Genomic DNA, 15,621 nt, shown 5'->3' with positions numbered 1-15,621 from the left:
GGCGTAGGCCGGGACGGCACGGGTGTAGGCCGGGACGGCCGCGGACGTCCCCGTTCGGGTGGATCCGTCGCGCGCCGTACACGGCCGTGGGGCGGTCACTGGTAAGCGGTGGTGGATGCAGCTCTCCTCCCCCCGCCTGCGCGCCGCCCTGCTCGCCGCGGCCTCCCTGACCCTCGTCGCCGCCGTACTGCCCCCGCCGAAGCCGCTGGGCATCGGCGACGCGCTGTTCCCGGAGCTCGGGAACCCCGGGTACGACGTGCTCTCGTACGACCTGTCCTTCGCGTACAAGGACAACCGGAGCCCGCTCGACGCGGTCACCGTCATCGAAGCCCGCGCGCTGGAGCCGCTGGAGCGCATCAACCTGGACTTCACCCACGGAAAAGTGGCGTCCGCCGAGGTCAACGGGGAGCCGGCCCGGTTCGAGACCGTGGGGGAGGACCTCGTACTGACCCCCGCGCGGGCGGTGGTGGACCAGGCGCCGCTGCACATCACCGTCCGGCACACCAGTGACCCGCGCGGACGCGGCGACGGCGGCTGGGTGCCCACCGAGGACGGCCTGGCCATGGCCAACCAGGCGGACGCCGCCCACCGCGTCTTCCCCTGCAACGACCACCCCGCCGACAAGGCGTTCTTCACCTTCCGGATCACCGCCCCGGCCGGGCTCACGGCCGTCGCCAACGGGGTGCCCGTGGTCCCCACCCTGCGCTTCGGCCCCTCGACGACGTGGACGTACCGCACCAGGCACCCCATGGCCACCGAACTGGCCCAGGTCTCGGTCGGCAAGTCCGCCGTCGTGCACGGCACCGGCCCGCACGGGCTGCCGCTGCGCGACGTGGTTCCCGAGGCGGACCGGGAGCGGCTGGCCCCCTGGCTGCAGAAGACCGCGGGGCACATCGCGTGGATGGAGGAGCGCGTCGGCCGCTACCCCTTCGAGAACTACGGGGTCCTGATCGCGCGGGCGACGACAGGCTTCGAGCTGGAGACACAGACCCTCTCGCTCTTCGAGAACAGCCTCTTCGCCGGCGAGGGCTACCCCGAGTGGTACGTCGAGTCCGTGATGGTCCACGAGCTCGCCCACCAGTGGTTCGGCGACAGCGTCACGCCGCGGGTCTGGTCCGACCTGTGGCTCAACGAGGGACACGCCACCTGGTACGAGGCCCTGTACGCCGACGGGCTCGGCAAGTACTCCCTGGAGCGGCGCATGCGCGAGGCGTACCAGCGCTCCGACCAGTGGCGCGCGGCGGGCGGCCCGCCGGCCGCCCCGAAGCCCGCCCCGCCCGGCGAGAAGATCGGGCTCTTCCGGCCGGTGGTCTACGACGGCGCGGCGCTGATCCTCTACGCGCTGCGGCAGGAGATCGGCACGGAGGCCTTCGAGCGGCTGGAGCGGCGCTGGGTTTCGCAGTACCGGGACGGCGTCGCGGGCACGGCGGACTTCGTACGGCTGGCCTCGCAGGAGGCCGGCCGGGACCTCGGGGCCTTCCTGGAGCCGTGGCTCTACGGCAAGACCACCCCGGCGATGCCCGGGCACCCCGAGTGGAGCACCCCGGCCGCGTCCCGCAAGCCCGGCAAGCCCGGCGCGTCCGGCAAGGCCGGCACGTCCGGCACGTCAGGCGCGTCCGCCAAATAAAGCGTGTGACCGCCGAGGAACGGGCATGTCACCATCGACGAGGCCGTTCGGGGAATCCCCGGGCGGTGTGACACGTTGGACGTGACAGTTAGCGTGCCCGTTAACGTGTCAGCGCTATTCGAATCGACGTAAGGATCCAATGACCTCCTCTTCTTCCCCTTCCCAGGACGCGCGGGACGCACAGGACGTGCGGGACCCGCAGAGCTTCACCGAGAGCCTTCGGGCCGATGCCCTGATGGAAGAGGACGTCGCCTGGAGCCACGAGATCGACGGAGACCGGGACGGCGAGCAGTTCGAACGCTCCGAGCGCGCGGCCCTGCGCCGTGTGGCCGGCCTCTCCACCGAGCTCGAAGACGTCACCGAGGTCGAGTACCGGCAGCTGCGCTTGGAGCGCGTCGTTCTCGTCGGTGTCTGGACCTCCGGCACGGTGAACGACGCGGAGAACTCCCTCGCGGAGCTCGCCGCCCTCGCCGAGACCGCGGGTGCCCTCGTACTCGACGGTGTGATCCAGCGCCGCGACAAGCCGGACCCGGCCACCTTCATCGGTTCCGGCAAGGCGCGCGAGCTGCGTGACATCGTCATGGAGAGCGGCGCCGACACCGTCGTCTGCGACGGCGAACTCAGCCCCGGCCAGCTCATCGCCCTCGAAGACGTCGTCAAGGTGAAGGTGGTCGACCGGACCGCGCTCATCCTCGACATCTTCGCCCAGCACGCCAAGTCCCGAGAGGGCAAGGCACAGGTCGCCCTCGCGCAGATGCAGTACATGCTGCCGCGACTGCGCGGCTGGGGTGCCTCGCTGTCCCGGCAGATGGGTGGCGGCGGCGGTGGCGGCATGGCCACTCGAGGCCCCGGTGAGACCAAGATCGAGACCGACCGGCGACGGATCCGCGAGAAGATGGCGAAGATGCGCCGGGAGATCGCGGAGATGAAGACCGGCCGCGACATCAAGCGGCAGGAACGGCGCCGCAACAAGGTGCCCTCGGTCGCCATCGCCGGCTACACCAACGCGGGCAAGTCCTCGCTGCTCAACCGCCTCACGGGCGCCGGCGTCCTGGTGGAGAACGCACTGTTCGCCACCCTCGACCCGACCGTGCGCCGGGCCGAGACGCCCAGCGGCCGGGTCTACACCCTGGCCGACACGGTCGGCTTCGTCCGGCACCTGCCGCACCACCTCGTCGAGGCGTTCCGCTCCACGATGGAGGAGGTCGGAGACTCCGACCTGATCCTGCACATCGTGGACGGCTCGCACCCGGCGCCAGAGGAGCAGCTGGCGGCGGTGCGCGAGGTGATCCGCGAGGTCGGCGCGGTCAACGTGCCCGAGATCGTGGTGATCAACAAGGCGGACGCCGCGGATCCGCTCGTCCTGCAGCGGTTGCTGCGGATCGAGCGGCACTCGATCGCCGTATCGGCGCGGACGGGGATGGGCATCGAGGAGCTCCTCGCGCTCATCGACTCCGAGCTGCCGCGGCCCGAGGTCGAGGTGGAGGCCATGGTGCCGTACACGCGCGGCTCGCTGGTCGCCAAGGCACACGCCGAGGGCGAGGTGATCTCCGAGGAGCACACCCCGGACGGCACCCTGCTCAAGGCGCGGGTCCACCAGGAGCTTGCGGCGGACCTGGCGCCGTACGCGCTCGCGAAGCAGTAAGCGGCCGGACGGCCGGACGGCTGAACGACCGGACGGTTTGAAGGCTTGACGGGCGAGGGCCCCCTGCACCGTGTGCAGGGGGCCCTCGCCCGTCCGGTCCTGACCTACTTGAACTTGCGGCTGACGGCCTCGAAGACGCCCTTCGCCTCCGGACCCAGCCGGGGTCCGGCCAGCCAGCCGGCCTTGGCCGGGCCGATCGAGGTGTTCGACACCAGCGCCGGCTTGCCGTCGGCGCCCGCCGCGACCCAGCCGCCACCGGAGGAACCGCCGGTCATGGTGCAGCCGATGCGGTACATCGCCGGGTCGGTCGCGTTCAGGGACAGTCGGCCCGGCTTGTCCGTGCACTGGAAGGCCTTCTGGCCGTCGAACGGAGCCGCCGCCGGGTAGCCCGTCGCCGTGATGCTCGCGACCTTCGGCGCGGCCGGCGCGGCGAACTCCACCGGGAGCGCCGAACCGACGACCTCTTCCAGGGACTTGCCACTGCCCTTCTCGGGTGTCACGTGCAGCACCGCGAAGTCGTACGGGGCACCCGCGCCACCGGTCGGACCACCGGTCGCGATCCACTGGTCCGAGGTCTGCGCCCAGTCGCTCCACCAGACGCCGTACGGGGCCACCTGCTCGCGCGGCGCACCCTTGAGCTGCGCCGACGGCTTGCCCGCGTTGTTGTAGGACGGGACGAAGGCGATATTGCGGTACCAGCCGCCGGACTTGCCCGCGTGCACGCAGTGGCCCGCGGTCCAGACCATGTTCGACTTACCGGGGTGCCCCGGGTCCTTGACCACGGTCGCGGAGCAGACCATCGAGCCCTCGGGGCCGTCGAAGAAGACCTTGCCGGACTCCGGAACGCTCTGGTGGTAGGGCGCGTTCGCCGGCTTGGCCGCCACCGGGGCGGGAGCGGGGTCGGTGACGCCCTGGTCCTTGCCCGCGTCCGGGTCGACGGCCGGACGCTGCGGCTGCTCGGCGTCACGCATGCGGTCCGGGTCCCACAGGCCCTCGATGATCGGGTTGATGTAGTCGCCCGCCTCGCGGAGCCAGTCCTCCTTCTTCCAGTTCTTCCACTCACCCCCCTTCCACTTCTCCAGGTCTATACCGCGCTCCTTGAGCTTCTCCTTGAGCTGGTCCGGGATCTTGATCCCGTCCGGGCCCGGGAGGCTCGCCGCCACGGTCGGCTTGGCGTCGCCGCCGGCCTCCTCGTCGCCGGGGCCGCAGGCAGCTGCGGTCAGCGCGAGCGCGGCCGCGCACAGGATCGCGGTGACCGGTCGGTTCGGTCGCATGTCGTTCGTCCCCCTGGTGGTTTCGAGGCGTGGAGTGCAGCCCCCACTATGCCGCTGCCGCCCAGGACGACACCGGCCGGGGCCGTGGTTCCTGTCGCTCGCCCCTTGCACGGCAAGGATCTTGGGGCCACCCGTGATCCGTCGGCGTCACCGTCGTTGGTACGCACGGGGGATGGGGGAGCAGCGTTGGTGTTCGAGGCGCAATCCGGAAGAGCGTTCAGTGCGGGAGGACCGACACTCGTGGCTTTGACCGAGCCGGCCGCGGCGGCGGCCGCGACACAGATCCCGCCGCAGGAGCCTCAAATGCCGCCACAGGGCAGCCGGGTGCAGGGGCGCGGCGAACGCGGCGGCTCCGTCGCCGCCGACGGGATCCTGCGCAGGCAGGCACAGCGGGAGTCCGCCGCCCGGACGTACGCGCGCTCCCTGCCCATCGTCCCGGTGCGCGCCCGCGGGCTGACCATCGAGGGAGCGGACGGCCGCCGCTACCTCGACTGCCTCTCCGGCGCCGGCACCCTCGCGCTCGGACACAACCATCCGGTGGTGCTCGAAGCCGTCCGGGGCGTCCTCGACTCCGGGGCCCCGCTGCACGTCCTCGACCTCGCGACCCCGGTCAAAGACGCCTTCATCACCGAGCTGTTCACGAACCTGCCGCCGGCGCTGGCCGCCGACGCGCGGATCCAGTTCTGCGGGCCGGCCGGCACGGACGCCGTGGAGGCCGCCCTCAAACTGGTGCGCACCGCGACAGGGCGCTCGGGGCTGCTCACCTTCACCGGGGCCTACCACGGCATGACCGCAGGAGCGCTGGACGCCTCGGGCGGCGCCCCGGACGTACGGGTGACCCGGCTGCCGTACCCGCAGGACTTCCGCTGCCCGTTCGGAGTCGGCGGCGCCGAGGGTGCCGAACTCGCCGCACGCTGGACGGAGAACCTGCTGGACGACCCCAAGGGCGGCGTGCCCGCCCCGGCCGGCCTGATCGTCGAACCGGTCCAGGGCGAAGGCGGGGTCATCCCGGCCCCGGACGCCTGGCTGCGCCGGATGCGCGAGATCACCGCCGCGAGGGGCATCCCGCTGATCGCCGACGAGGTGCAGACGGGCGTCGGCCGCACCGGCGCATTCTGGGGCGTCGACCACGCCGGGGTGGTCCCCGACGTGATGGTCCTGTCCAAGGCGATCGGGGGCAGTTTGCCGCTCGCGGTGATCGTGTACCGGTCCGGCCTGGACGTCTGGGCCCCCGGGGCCCATGCCGGAACCTTCCGCGGCAACCAGCTCGCCATGGCCGCCGGAACCGCCACGCTCGCCTTCGTACGCGAGAACCGCCTCGCCGAGCGCGCCGCCGTCCTCGGCGAGCGGATGCTGTCGGCCCTGCGCGGGCTGGCCGCCGACCACCCTTGCATGGGGGACGTCCGGGGCCGCGGCCTGATGATCGGCGTCGAACTCGTCGATCCCGAGACGGGGGCCGCCGCACCGGCCCTCGCCGCGGCCGTCCGCCAGGAGTGCCTCGACCGCGGCCTGATCGTCGAACTCGGTGGCCGCCACGGCGCCGTGGTCCGCCTGCTCCCTCCGCTGACCGTGACCGACGAGCAGGCCGCAGCGGTCCTGGACCGCCTGGCCGACGCCATCCCGGCTGCCGCCCGCCGCCCCCACTGACCCGCACCCCGAGGACCCGCGATGCCAGACCCGCACCAGTCCACCCCGACCCCCCACCAGCCGCCCTCGCTGACGGACCCCACCCCCGCAACGCCACCAACCCCAACGGCAGCACCGACCCCGAGCCCAGTCGAGCACCGGCAGCCGCAGCCGCCCTCGGCAGCGTCTCCCGACGCCGCTGCGAGCCTGCCGGCCAACCCTGCCGACGACAGCCAGCCGTGGGCGGCTTCAGCGCTGTCTCCCGACACCGCCACCCCCGGCCCCGCCGGGAGCCCGCCGGCCAGCGCGACCGAGGGCCGGCAGCCGTGGCCGCCCTCCGCGGATGCCCCCGACCCTGCTGCCCCACGCCCGGCCGTGAGCGTCCCGGCCAGTCCTGTCGAAGACCGGCAGCCGTGGGCGGCTTCAGTGCTGTCTTCCGACACCGCTACCCCCGGCCCCCCCGGGAGCCCGCCGGCCAGCGCGACCGAGGGCCGGCAGCCGTGGCCGACCGTAGTGGCGTCTCCCGACGCCGCTACCCCGGGCCCGGCCGGGAGTTCGTCGGCGGGCGCGACGGAGGGCCGGCAGCCGTGGCCGACCGTAGTGGCGTCTCCCGACGCCGCTACCCCGGGCCCGGGCGTGAGTCCGTCGGCCAGCGCTACCGACGGCCGATACTCTCCGTCGCCCTCCGCGGTGGCTCCCGACGCCGTTGGCCCGGGGCCGTCCGTGAGCTCGATCGACGGCCGGCAGCCGTGGGTGGGGGCAGTGGCGTCTCCCGACGCCGGCGCCGGCCCCGGGTCGGCCTCGGCGCAGGCCGGTTCCGCCGACGGCGGCCCGGCGGCAGTCTCCCCCCTCGCCCCGCTGGGTGCCGAAGGGCAGGCGGCCGTGGACGGTAGACCGGAGGGGACTGCCGGCGACCCGGCCGCCTGGCCCCGCTCCGGTGCGTCGGACCAGCCCGGCGAGGTCGCGCCGGAGCGCCCGGGCGAGGGCCCGACGGCCACGTCGGCCGCCCCGCGGGAGGGCGAGGGAGGGCCGCTCCCCGCGACCGCCGCCGGGGCGGCGGCCACCGTGCCGCGGCAGAAGGACGGCACGCCCAGGGCCCGCTCCGGCTGGTCGAGCCCCGTCTGGCCGGAGCCGGCCGCGCTGCCCGACCTCCTGAACCACCCGGAGCCGGCCGTCGCAGCCGAGGCCGCGGCAGTGGAGAACCTGCTCCGGTGCTGGGTCCGCGAGGCCGGGATCGGCCGCCCCGACGGCCCCGTCGGAACCCCCCTCCGCATTCCCCTCCCCGCCTCGGGCACCGCCGCGCTCGTCGCCGTCCGCTACTGGTCCCAGACCGGCTGGCACCGATTCGGTCCGGCCCGGCTCGAAGGCACCCCCGTCGGCGCCCCCTGCCTGGACGCCGTCACCTTCGCCTCCCTCATCGCCCGTGAGGGCACCGGCGGCGGCCGCGGCAGCGCCGACCTCGTCGGCCGGGTCGCCGACTCGGTGCGCCGTACCACCGAGTTCATCGCCGACAGGCGAGAACGCCCCACCGCCCCGGCCCCCGTGGGCGGGGACCGCTTCCTCACAGCCGAACAGTCACTCCTCCTCGGTCACCCCCTCCAACCCGACCCGAAGAGCCGCGAAGGACTCTCCGAGGCCGAGGCACGTCACTACTCACCCGAACTCCACGGCTCCTTCCCCCTGCACTGGTTCGCGGTCGACTCCTCCGTCCTCGCCACCGAATCCGCCTGGACCGAGCGAGGCCGCCCCGTCTCCGCGCCCCAGCTCCTCGGCCGACTCGCCCCCGGCCTCCCGCTGCCCGACGGCGCCACCCCCCTTCCCCTGCACCCCTGGCAGGCCCGCGACCTGCTCCAGCGCCCCGCCGTCACCGCCCTCCGCGACGCAGGGCTTCTGCACGACCTGGGCCCGCACGGCGAGCCCTGGCACCCCACCTCCTCCGTCCGCACCGTCCACCGTCCCGGCGAGCCCGCGATGCTCAAGCTCTCCCTGGGCCTGCGCATCACCAACTCCCGCCGCGAGAACCTCCGCAAGGAACTGCACCGAGGCGTCGAGGTCCACCGGCTGCTCCGCACCGGCCTCGCCGAGCAGTGGCAGGCGGGCCACCCCCGCTTCGACATCGTCCGCGACCCCGCCTGGGTCGCCGTGGACGCCCCGGACGGAACCCCCGTTCCCGGACTCGACGCCCTGCTGCGCCACAACCCCTTCCGCTCGGGCGACGACGCCGTCTGCATCGCCGCACTGACCTCTCCCCGCCCATGGCCCGGCCGGCCCACCATGAGCTCCCGTCTCGCCGAACTCGTCTCCCGCCTCGCCGCCGCCACCGGACGCAGCACGTCCGCCGTCGCCGCCGAGTGGTTCCTGCGCTACCTCGACCACGTGGTCCTGCCGGTCCTCGCCTTCGACGCGCTCGCCGGCATCGCCCTCGAAGCGCACCAGCAGAACACCCTGGTGCTCCTCGACGCCGCCGGCTGGCCGGCCGGCGGCCGCTACCGCGACAACCAGGGCTACTACTTCCGCGCATCCCGCCGCGCGGAACTGGAGCAACGGCTGCCCGGCATCGGCAGCGCCAGCGACACCTTCGTCTCCGACGCCGTCACCGACGAACGCTTCGCCTACTACCTCGGCATCAACAACGTGCTCGGACTCATCGGCGCCTTCGGATCCCAGCGGCTCGCCGACGAGCGCGTGCTCCTCGCCGCCTTCCGCCGCTTCCTCGCCAAGGCCGCGGGCCTCGGCCCGCTCCCCACACGGCTGCTCGACTCGCCCACCCTGCGCTGCAAGGCGAATCTGCTCACCCGCCTGGGAGGTCTCGACGAGCTCGTCGGCCCCGTCGACACCCAGTCCGTCTACGTCACCATCACCAACCCCCTTCACGATTGACGCGTCGGCGCCGACGCGGAGAAGAGCCCCCGATGCGCTCCACCGACACACCCGCCCCCGCCGGATCCGCCACCGACGGCCTCGGCGCCACCGAGGTGGTGGAGCACACCGTCGAAGCCCGGCTCAAGGCCAACCTGTTGCCGTTGCTCGCCGAAGCCGACCTGCTCGACTCACCGGCCATCTGGGGCAGCGCCGCCACACCCGCCGGAGCCTTCCGCCTCGAACCCGTACGGCCGGGCCGGGACCTGGAGCTCCTCACAGGCTGGATGAACGACCCCGAGGTGGCCGCCTACTGGGAACTCGCCGGCCCCGCCGCCGTCACCGCGGCCCACCTACGTGCCCAGCTCGACGGCGACGGCCGCAGCATCCCCTGCCTCGGCCTCCTCGACGGCACGCCGATGAGCTACTGGGAGATCTACCGGGCCGACCTCGACCCGCTCTCCCGCCACTACCCGGCGCGCCCCCACGACACCGGTATCCACCTGCTCATCGGAGACGGCACGAACCGCGGCCGCGGCCTGGGCACGACCCTGCTGCGCGCCGTCGCCGACATGGTCCTCGGCAACCGCCCCCGCTGCACTCGCGTGATCGCGGAACCGGACATCCGCAACACCCCCTCCGTATCTGCCTTCCTGAACTCCGGTTTCCGCTGCTCCGCGGAAATCGACCTTCCCGAGAAGCGCGCCGCCCTGATGATCCGGGAGCGGGCGCTGCGCAATCTCCTCTGAGTGCCGCCCCGCAAGCCCTGACCGTCGTCGCCGCTTCGCACCTCTCCCTTAGAAAACTCTGCGTCGCGCAGCAAAGTTCCCGATCTTCGAGGAGTCCCGTGCCGAACTTCCACGCAGCCCCCGACGCGGCCGAACCCACCGTGCCACCGCCGCCCCAGCACCCCTGCACACCACCCGAACTCAACCGTTCGACCTGGGACTTCGCCGCCCGCCGGCTGCTCGCCAAGATGCTCGCCGAGTTCGCCTACGAGGAGATCATCAGCCCCGTCGCCGCCCCGTCGGCCGCCGGCGACGCATGGAGCCTGACCCTCGACGACGGCAGCAGCCTCGGGTTCCGGGCCCGCCGCCGCGCGTACGGCAGCTGGCACGTAGCCCCCGACACCATCACCCTCACCCCGCCGCCGGCCTCCCCCCAGACACCGACCCCCTCCGGGAACCCGACCGCCTTCGGGGACCCGTACGACTTCCTCATCCGCGCCCGCACCCTCCTCGGCCTCGACGGCCCCACCCTCGGCCACCTCGTCCGCGAGCTCAGCGCCACCCTCACCGCCGACGCCCGGATCGACCACACCGCCCTCACCGCCGATGTCCTCGCCGACCTCGACTACGCCGCCCTCGAAGGGCACCAGACCGGCCACCCCTGGCTCGTCCTCAACAAGGGCCGGATCGGACTCTCCGCCTCCGACACCGCCGCCTGGGCCCCCGAGGCCCGGACCCGCCAGCGCCTGCCCTGGCTCGCCGCCCACACCTCGCTCGCCGCCTACCGCGGTACCGCCGGGCTGGAGGACCCCGCCCGCCTCTACTCCGCGGAGCTCGACCCCGTCACCCGCGCCGCCTTCGACCAGACCCTGCGCGACCGCGGCCTCGACCCGCTCCACTACCTCTACCTGCCGCTCCACCCCTGGCAGTGGGACGAGGTCGTCCTCCCTCTCTTCGCCCCGGCGCTCGCCTCCGGCACCCTCGTGCCGCTCCCGGCCGATCCCGACCTGCGCCTGCCCCAGCAGTCGATCCGCACCTTCCTCAACCTCAGCCGCCCCGACCGGCACAGCGTCAAACTCCCGCTGTCCGTCTTCAACACCATGGTCTGGCGCGGCCTGCCCTCCGACCTCGCCCTCGCCGCACCCGCCGTCACCGCCTGGATCCACTCCCTCCGCGACACCGACCCCTTCCTGCGCGACGAGTGCCGGGTCGTCCTGCTCGGCGAAGTAGCCTCCGTCACCGTCCGCCACCCGGTCTACGAAGAGCTCCCCGAGGTCCCGTACCAGTACAAGGAGCTCCTCGGCGCGATCTGGCGCGAGCCCCTCACCGGGCTCCTCGCCCCCGGCGAGCGCGCCCGCACCCTCGCCTCACTCCTCCACACCGACCCGCGCGGCCGGTCCTTCACCGCCGAGCTCGTGGCCCGGTCCGGGCTCACCCCCACCGTCTGGCTGCAGCGCCTCTTCGCCGCCCTCCTGCCCCCGCTGCTGCACTTCCTCTACCGCTACGGCACCGTCTTCTCCCCGCACGGCGAGAACGCCATCGTGATCTTCGACGAGCACGACGTCCCGGTGCGGCTCGGGGTCAAGGACTTCGTGGACGACATCAACATCAGCGACGAGCCCCTGCCCGAGCTGGCCGCCCTGCCCGACGAGGTCCGGGCGGCCCTGCTCACCGAGCCCGCCGACTTCCTGCCCCAGTTCATCCACTCCGGGCTGTTCGTCGGTGTCTTCCGCTACCTCTCGGCCCTGTGCGAGGAGCGTCTCGGCGTCCCGGAGGACGATTTCTGGTCCCTCGTACGGGCGGAGATCCTGCGCCACCAGGCCCGTTTCCCGGAGCTCAAGGACCGGTACGAGCTCTTTGACCTGCTCGGCGAGCGCATCGGCCGGCTCTGCCTCAACCGGAACCGGCTCTACGAGGACGGCTACCGCGACCGCCCCGACCGCCCGCACGCCGTGCAGCACGGCACCGTACCCAACCCCTTGTACCGGCCATGATTCCTCGTCGGTGCGCTCGCTGTCGGTGGGGCCCCGTAGGGTTGGCAGTGCTATGACGAAGCCCTCCCTCCCCGACCTGCTGCACGCCGCCGTCTCCGCCGTCGGCGGCACGGAGCGCCCCGGCCAGGTGGCCATGGCCGAAGCCGTCGCCGAAGCGATCGACGACAACTCCCACCGGCTCATCCAGGCCGGTACCGGCACCGGCAAGTCCCTCGGCTACCTGGTGCCGGCCCTCGCCCACGGCGAGCGCGTGGTCGTGGCCACCGCGACCCTCGCCCTCCAGCGGCAGCTCGTCGAGCGCGACCTGCCCCGGACGGTGGAGGCGCTGCATCCGCAGCTGCGCCGCCGCCCGCAGTTCGCCATGCTCAAGGGCCGGTCCAACTATCTGTGCCTGCACCGCCTGCACGAGGGCGCTCCGCAGGACGAGGAGGAGGGCCTCTTCGACCAGTTCGAGGCGGCCACCCCCACCAGCAAGCTCGGCAAGGACCTGCTGCGCCTGCGCGACTGGGCGGACGAGACGGAGACCGGCGACCGCGACGACCTGACCCCGGGCGTCTCGGACAAGGCCTGGTCGCAGATCTCGGTCTCCTCGCGCGAATGCCTGGGCGCGACGAAGTGCGCGTACGGCGCCGAGTGCTTCGCGGAGGCCGCCCGCGAGCGGGCCAAGCTCGCGGACGTGGTCGTCACCAACCACGCGCTGCTCGCCATCGACGCCATCGAAGGCGCCCCGGTGCTGCCGCAGCACGAGGTGCTGATCGTGGACGAGGCCCATGAGCTGGTCTCCCGCGTCACCGGTGTCGCCACCGGCGAGCTCACTCCCGGGCAGGTCAACCGGGCTGTGACGCGTGCGGCCAAGCTGGTCGACGAGAAGACCGCCGACTCCCTGCAGACCGCGTCCGAGTCCTTCGAGCGGGTCATGGAGCTGGCGCTCCCAGGCCGCCTGGAGGTGCTCCCCGAGGATCTCGGCTACGCGCTGATGTCCCTGCGCGACGCCGCGCGCAACGTGATCTCCGCGATCGGCGCGACCCGCGACAAGTCCGTCCACGACGAGGACGCGGTCCGCAAGCAGGCCCTGGCCGCGGTGGAGAGCGTCCACGGGGTGGCGGAGCGGATCACCACCGGCTCCGAGTACGACGTCGTCTGGTACGAGCGCCACGACCGCTTCGGCGCCACGCTCCGGGTCGCCCCGTTGTCGGTGTCCGGCCTGCTGCGGGAGAAGCTGTTCGAGGACCGCTCGGTGGTCCTGACCTCGGCCACCCTCAAGCTGGGCGGCGACTTCAACGGCGTCGCGGCCTCCTTGGGCCTGTCTCCCGAGGGCGTCGAGGGCGACGATGTCCCCGCCTGGCGCGGCCTCGACGTCGGCTCGCCCTTCGACTACCCGAAGCAGGGCATCCTCTACGTCGCCAAGCACCTGGCCACGCCGGGCCGTGAGGGGACCCGCGGCGACATGATGGACGAGCTCGCCGAGTTGATCGAGGCGGCCGGCGGGCGGACCCTCGGCCTCTTCTCCTCCATGCGCGGCGCCAAGGCGGCGGCCGAGGAGCTGCGCGGCCGGCTCGACAACCCGATCCTGCTCCAGGGCGAGGAGACGCTCGGCGAGCTGATCAAGGCTTTCGCCGCGGACCCGAAGACCTGCCTGTTCGGGACGCTCTCGCTCTGGCAGGGCGTGGACGTGCCGGGCCCCAGCTGCCAGCTCGTGGTCATGGACCGGATCCCCTTCCCGCGTCCCGACGACCCGCTGATGAGCGCCCGCCAGAAGTCGGTGGAGGAGCACGGCGGCAACGGCTTCATGGCCGTCGCCGCCACGCATGCCGCCCTGCTGATGGCGCAGGGCGCGGGTCGTCTCGTACGGGCCACGGGAGACCGGGGCGTCGTCGCGGTGCTCGACCCCCGGCTGGCCACGGCCCGGTACGGGAGCTTCCTGCGGGCCACGCTGCCGGACTTCTGGTACACCACGGACCGCAACCAGGCCCGCCGCTCCCTCGCCGCGATCGACGCGACGGCCAAGGCCGACGGCAAGTAACAGGCGAAAGCCCCCGGGACCGGCGCAGTGGATCCCGGGGGCCGGATGAGGCGGCGGGGGTCAGACCCGACGCAGTACCGCGACGACCTTGCCCAGGATGGTCGCGTCGTCGCCGGGAATCGGCTGGTAGGCGGCGTTGTGCGGGAGGAGCCAGACATGGCCGTCCTCGCGCTTGAAGCGCTTGACGGTGGCCTCGCCGTCGAGCATCGCGGCGACGATGTCGCCGTTCTCCGCGACGGGCTGGCGACGGACCGTGACCCAGTCACCGTCGCAGATGGCGGCCTCGATCATCGAGTCACCGACGACCTTGAGGACGAAGAGCTCGCCGTCGCCGACGAGCTGGCGGGGGAGCGGGAACACGTCCTCAACCGACTCCTCGGCGAGGATCGGGCCGCCGGCCGCGATCCGGCCGACCAGGGGAACGTAGGAGGCGGCGGGCTTGCCGGTGGTGTCCGTGGGCTGCGAGCTGGGCTGGTCGGATCCGCGCACCTCATAGGCACGGGGGCGGTGCGGGTCGCGGCGCAGGAAGCCCTTGCGCTCCAGGGCCATCAGCTGGTGGGCGACCGACGACGTGCTGGACAGGCCCACCGCCTGACCGATCTCCCGCATGGACGGCGGGTAACCCCGGCGCTGCACGGAGTCGCGAATGACCTCGATGACCCTCCGCTGCCGGTCCGTGAGCCCGGAGCTGTCGGCGCGGATGCCTGGAGGTCGACCTGGCAGCGAGCGTGCGGGGCGTACTACGGGCTCCGCATCCGGGTTCAGGTTTGCGTCGTTCATGGCATGCACCGGCTCGAGTCGGCTCTGGGAGCGGTTCTGGGCAGTGATGGTGGCACTGTCTGCGGTGGTGGTCACGTCGGCCCCTCTCGAAATGTTCTCCCTAGCTGGACAACGGTAGTAGCTTTCGAAAGGTTGCGCCAAACACACGTTCGAGTGAAAAATCGCGGATCGTCCGGCGTGGGTATATCAAGGGGTGTATGGACGATCGGTCCACCGAACGCGGGTTCGATCCGACGTCCGCTGCTTACGGTACCCTTCCCGGTCGGATCGCCGCCGTCCGGGCCTGTGCCCAGTGTGGCATCGACGGGCCTCGTGACCGCCTGGCGGACGCCGCGACACGCAGAGCCACGAAAATCCACTCCAACCCAAGATCTAGTGGTTGGATGAGCGCTGCCACCCAGAAGTAGTGGTCCTGGAGTCTGCTGAGGCTCCTGGGATCGCATATGCTGGTGGCTGCTCCACGAGCCCCCGGCAGAGTTCTTCTCCGTCGTTGAGGGGCGTGTGGGGTGATTCTGTCGTGCCAAGAGGGAGGGTGAGGGAACCGTGCACTGCCCCTTCTGCAGGCACCCCGACAGCCGTGTCGTCGACAGCCGCACCACGGACGACGGCACGTCGATCCGCAGGCGCCGTCAGTGCCCCGACTGCTCCCGTCGTTTCACGACGGTGGAGACGGCCTCGCTGATGGTGATCAAGCGCAGCGGGGTGACGGAACCCTTCAGCCGTACCAAGGTCATCTCCGGCGTGCGCAAGGCGTGCCAGGGGCGACCGGTCACCGAGGACGCCCTCGCCAAGCTCGGCCAGCGGGTCGAGGAGGCGGTGCGCGCCACCGGGAGTGCCGAGCTGACCACCCATGACGTGGGTCTGGCCATTCTCGGCCCGTTGCAGGAGCTCGACCTGGTCGCCTACCTGCGCTTCGCGTCCGTCTACAAAGCGTTCGACACCCTTGAGGACTTCGAGACCGCCATCGCGGAACTGCGCGAGCCGCGGCCTCACCCTGATGAGTGCGAGCACGGAGGGACCGCTCCGGTCCCCGTGCCCGCCTCCGCCGCCGACTGACCGGACGGC

At 72.5% G+C, this 15,621-nt stretch carries 10 protein-coding genes; 8 read left to right on the top strand and 2 right to left on the bottom strand.

Going from position 1 to position 15,621, the window contains the following annotated elements:
• Window positions 1–115: 115 nt before the first annotated feature.
• Entirely contained in the window at window positions 116–1,627 is a 1,512-nt protein-coding gene (locus IF88_RS0110600; RefSeq protein WP_037805654.1) for a M1 family metallopeptidase, read from the top strand.
• A gap of 139 nt (window positions 1,628–1,766) precedes the next feature.
• Window positions 1,767–3,272: a GTPase HflX gene (gene hflX, locus IF88_RS0110595; RefSeq protein WP_030709650.1), complete on the top strand. Its 1,506-nt coding sequence runs from the start codon at window positions 1,767–1,769 to the stop codon at window positions 3,270–3,272.
• Window positions 3,273–3,376: 104 nt separating this feature from the next.
• Here hflX and IF88_RS0110590 read toward each other — a convergent pair whose 3' ends face one another.
• Entirely contained in the window at window positions 3,377–4,546 is a 1,170-nt protein-coding gene (locus IF88_RS0110590; RefSeq protein ID WP_030709648.1) for a trypsin-like serine peptidase, read from the bottom strand.
• Between the two features lie 303 nt (window positions 4,547–4,849).
• Between IF88_RS0110590 and IF88_RS0110585 the strand changes: the two genes are divergently transcribed.
• From IF88_RS0110585 to IF88_RS0110565, 5 genes are all read left to right on the top strand, one after another.
• Window positions 4,850–6,193, top strand: a complete 1,344-nt coding sequence (locus IF88_RS0110585) for a diaminobutyrate--2-oxoglutarate transaminase family protein (RefSeq protein WP_051836697.1) — start codon at window positions 4,850–4,852, stop codon at window positions 6,191–6,193.
• Window positions 6,194–6,925: 732 nt separating this feature from the next.
• Complete coding sequence (locus IF88_RS0110580) at window positions 6,926–9,052, top strand: IucA/IucC family protein (protein WP_420710935.1); 2,127 nt, start codon at window positions 6,926–6,928, stop codon at window positions 9,050–9,052.
• A gap of 32 nt (window positions 9,053–9,084) precedes the next feature.
• Window positions 9,085–9,780 (top strand): GNAT family N-acetyltransferase, encoded by a 696-nt coding sequence (locus tag IF88_RS0110575; RefSeq protein ID WP_030709642.1) that lies wholly within the window; start codon window positions 9,085–9,087, stop codon window positions 9,778–9,780.
• A 98-nt stretch (window positions 9,781–9,878) separates the two neighbouring features.
• Window positions 9,879–11,753, top strand: a complete 1,875-nt coding sequence (locus tag IF88_RS0110570; RefSeq protein WP_030709640.1) for an IucA/IucC family protein — start codon at window positions 9,879–9,881, stop codon at window positions 11,751–11,753.
• 52 nt (window positions 11,754–11,805) lie between these two features.
• Complete coding sequence (locus tag IF88_RS0110565; protein WP_030709638.1) at window positions 11,806–13,776, top strand: ATP-dependent DNA helicase; 1,971 nt, start codon at window positions 11,806–11,808, stop codon at window positions 13,774–13,776.
• Window positions 13,777–13,836: 60 nt separating this feature from the next.
• Here IF88_RS0110565 and lexA read toward each other — a convergent pair whose 3' ends face one another.
• Entirely contained in the window at window positions 13,837–14,631 is a 795-nt protein-coding gene (lexA, locus tag IF88_RS0110560; RefSeq protein ID WP_030709636.1) for a transcriptional repressor LexA, read from the bottom strand.
• A gap of 468 nt (window positions 14,632–15,099) precedes the next feature.
• Here lexA and nrdR point away from each other — a divergent pair, with 468 nt between their 5' ends.
• Complete coding sequence (nrdR, locus tag IF88_RS0110555) at window positions 15,100–15,612, top strand: transcriptional regulator NrdR (RefSeq protein ID WP_030709634.1); 513 nt, start codon at window positions 15,100–15,102, stop codon at window positions 15,610–15,612.
• Window positions 15,613–15,621 lie beyond the last annotated feature (9 nt).

Source organism: Streptomyces sp. NRRL F-2580, from assembly GCF_000720115.1.
In the GTDB taxonomy this organism is placed as follows: Bacteria; Actinomycetota; Actinomycetes; order Streptomycetales; family Streptomycetaceae; genus Streptomyces.
Note: the sequence above shows the minus strand (reverse complement) of the source record. Positions and strands in the feature narration are given on the sequence as shown.